General features: G+C 74.0%; 1 protein-coding gene. It reads left to right on the forward strand.

The features are described from left to right. Positions 1 to 163: 163 nt before the first annotated feature. Positions 164 to 2,590 (forward strand): DUF349 domain-containing protein (locus NON22_RS22960; RefSeq protein ID WP_257389312.1); only part of this gene is annotated, 2,427 nt, incomplete at its 3' end.

Raw genomic sequence — 2,590 nt, forward strand, 5'->3', positions numbered from 1 at the left:
GCCGCGCTGCCGGCACCGGTCGTTGCGGCCGGCGCCGGCGTTCTTCCCGCATTTTTCACGACATCCTGATCCGGAGCGCCGTACGCGGCGCTCCGGCTTCGGCCCGCCGCGCGGCCCTCGCCGCGGCGGCGGCCCTGACGCGTTCCACGAGGTCCGCAGCGCAATGAAGCTCACCCGTTTCCTGTTCAAACCCCGCTGGCAGAGCAAGGACGTCGCGACGCGTCGCGGCGCCGTCTCCGAACTCAACGACGCCGAACTCGTCGCCGCGCTGCCGTCGATCGCGCGCAACGACGCCGATGCGAGCGTGCGCCTCGCGGCGCTGCGCAGGCTCAACCAGTACGAAGCCTGGCGCGAACGCTCGACCGCCGACGCCGACACCCAGCTGCGCGAAGTGGCGCGCACGGCCTACATCGCGATGCTGACCGGCAACAGCGCCGGGCTGCCGCCGCTGGAGCGGCGCATCGCCGAGCTCGACACCTTGTCCGGCGAGGAAATCGAACGCATCGCCATGCAGGGCATGGATCCGGCGCTGCGCGCGGCCGCGCTCGAACGAGCGACGCGGCCGAGCCTGCTGACCGAAGTCGCCGTCAACGACGCCGATCCCAAGCTGCGCCTCGTCGCCCTGTCGCGGATCACCGACGCGGATGCGCTTGCGCGCGTAGCCGAACGCACGCGCAAGACCGACAAGGTCGTCAGCCGTCTCGCGCGCGACCGCGCCGAGGCCGCGCGCATCGCCGCCGGCGACGCGGAGACGATCCTCGCGCGCGCGCGCCAGCTCTGCGAACGCATCGACGCGCTGCTGCAGCGGCCGCGCAGCGAGCGCGCCGAGGAACTCGCCGCGCTCGACCAGGCCTGGTCCGCGCTCGGCGACAAGGCGCCGCGCCAGTTCGCCGAGCGCTTCGAATCCACGCGCACGTTCCTGCGCAACGACACCGAGGAAGCCGCGGCCGAACGCACGCGTCTGCGCGAGCTGCGCGCGCGCATCGAGCTCGCGCTGTCGGCCGGCGACGCCGAGCCGGCCGCGCTCGAAACGCTCGCGCGCGAAGCCGGACGCAGCGTCGCCGACAGCCGCCACGAACTGCCCGAACGCGAGCGCGTCGAAGCGCTGCTGGTGCAGCTCGCGCAGCGCATCGCCCAGCGCGCCGTGCAGGCGCGCGAGGCCGCCGAGAACGCGGCGGCCCAGGCCGAGGAAGCCGACACCCGGCGCGAGGCGGCGCTGGAAGCGATCGCCGCGCAGGCGCGTTTCGACGCGGCGATCGAACGCGCCCAGGCCGACAAGGAAAAGCAGCGCGAACAGCACCAGGCGTTGCGCCGCGATCTCGACAATCTCGTGATCGAGCTGGAGACCCAGCTCGAAGCCGGCGACCTGAGTCACGCGCTCGCCACGCACGCGCGCGTGACGAACCTGCTCGAAGGCCTGCCGACGCTCGCGCGCCACGACAAGCGCCTGCTCAACGCCGAGGCTCGCCTCGGCGAACTCAAGCGCTGGCAGCGCTGGTCCGGCAACGAGCGACGCAAGCAGCTCTGCGACGAGATCGAAGCCCTGCCCGCCCTGGGCCTGCACCCCGACGCCGTCGCGACGCGTGTGCGCGAGGCGCGCGCCGAATGGCAGCAGCTCGATGCGCTCGAAGGCGACAAGGAGCCGCGCGGCAGCCTGGGACTGAGCCGGCGCTTCCAGGCGCTGTGCGCCCAGGCGCTGAAGCCGGCGCAGGGCTACTTCGCCAAGCGCGACGAGCTGCGCAAGAGCAACCAGGAATCGATCGAGGCCCTGCTGACGGCCGAGGAAACGCAAGCGGTCGACACGGCCGAGCTGTCCGCGCTGACCGCGCAGCGCCGCCGCGTCGCCGACGCGCTGCGCGCACTCGACGGCATCGATCCGCGCGCGCGCAAGGCCTATGCGCAGCGCCTGAAGGATCTGCTGCAACGCATCGACCAGCGCCTGGACCAGCAGGCCGCCGACGTCGCAGCCGCCAAGCAGCGCCTGATCGCCGAGGCGGAACGCCTCGCGGCAGCCGCCGACGCCGCGGCTGCGGCGCGCGAAGTGCGCGATCTGCAGGCACGCTGGAAAGCGGCCGGCAACGGCCGGCGCCGCACCGACGAAGCGCAGTGGAAGGCGTTCCGCGGCCATTGCGACGCGATCTTCGCGCGGCTCGACTCGGCGCGCCGCGAGCGCGACGAAGCCGACGCCGCGGCCCGCGCCCAGGCCGAGGCGCTGCTCGCCGAGCTCGTCGAACTCGGCGCCGCGGCGCCGGACGAACAGCCGGCCCGGCGCCGCGAGCTCGAACAGCGCTGGAGCACGGCCGACGTGCGCGACCGCGAACTACAGCGCCGCTGGCAGCAGCAGCTCGGCGCGCTCGACGCGCAGCAGGAACAGGTCCGCCGCCGGCGCCGCAACGCGATGCTCGACGACGCGCTCGCCGGCCTCGCCGTCTGCGAAGCGATCGAGCTCGGCCAGCGCGATCCCGCCGCAGCCGACTGGCCGGCGCCGCCAGCCGACGCCGGCGCGCTCGGCAAGGCACTGCAGCAGCGCCACGTGGCAGCGATCGCGGCGGCCGGCGCCACGTCTTCCGCCGCAGCGGCGAATGCCGGC

Source organism: Tahibacter caeni (genome assembly GCF_024609805.1).
Classification (GTDB): Bacteria; Pseudomonadota; Gammaproteobacteria; order Xanthomonadales; family Rhodanobacteraceae; genus Tahibacter; species Tahibacter caeni.